This is a genomic window from Staphylococcus sp. GDY8P47P, assembly GCF_016892225.1.
GTDB classification, from domain to species: Bacteria; Bacillota; Bacilli; order Staphylococcales; family Staphylococcaceae; genus Staphylococcus; species Staphylococcus borealis.
The window spans coordinates 1-663 of sequence record NZ_JAFENV010000039.1 but is presented as its reverse complement, the minus strand read 5'-3'; the positions used below and the strand labels follow the sequence as shown (position 1 = coordinate 663).

At 28.8% G+C, this 663-nt stretch carries 1 protein-coding gene and 1 pseudogene; both read left to right on the top strand.

Annotation, left to right across the window (positions count from 1 at the left end):
* A partial coding sequence (locus JVV30_RS12355) for an LPXTG cell wall anchor domain-containing protein (RefSeq protein ID WP_239469380.1) occupies nucleotides 1–225 on the top strand: 225 nt, incomplete at its 5' end.
* Nucleotides 226–348: 123 nt separating this feature from the next.
* A pseudogene (locus JVV30_RS12350) lies at nucleotides 349–663 on the top strand (poly(glycerol-phosphate) alpha-glucosyltransferase); the annotation flags it as partial.

The window sequence follows — 663 nt, the reverse complement described above, 5'->3', positions numbered from 1 at the left end:
GCTGACTCAGATGCAGACGCAGATGCAGATTCAGACGCAGACGCTGACTCAGATGCCGATAAAGATCATAATGACAAAGCAGATAAACCAAATAATAAAGAGTTACCAGATACTGGTAATGATGCTCAAAATAATGCCACATTATTTGGTTCACTATTCGCTGCGCTTGGAGGATTATTCTTAGTCGGCAAACGTCGTAAAAACAAAAATAATGAAGAAAAATAATATTTAGACTTCATAATTTTGGGTAGAACTTAAAACCAGGCCTTACATGGCCTGGTTTTATTTTAAATACTATGATATAAATTAATGGAAATAGGATAAATATTTAAAAATAAGGAGGAAACAATGGAATTTGAACATAAATTAGAGAAATTAATATCTGAAGTAAATAATAAGACTGAAATTAATAATTATGTTTTTTTAAGTTTAGGTAGGTCAAGTGTTAAAGCACAGGTTAAGTTATTAAAAAAAACTAATTATCTTAAACAAGATATTTCAAAATTGGCACTTAAATTTAAAAAGAAATCAGGGGAATTTCCTGAGTGGATTAAATTAGATATTGTAACGTCGACTGAAAAAATATTATTTAAAGAATTAAAAAAAACACTGATCAATACAAGAAGAAATTATGTAGATTTTGGTATAGCATTTGATAGTCAA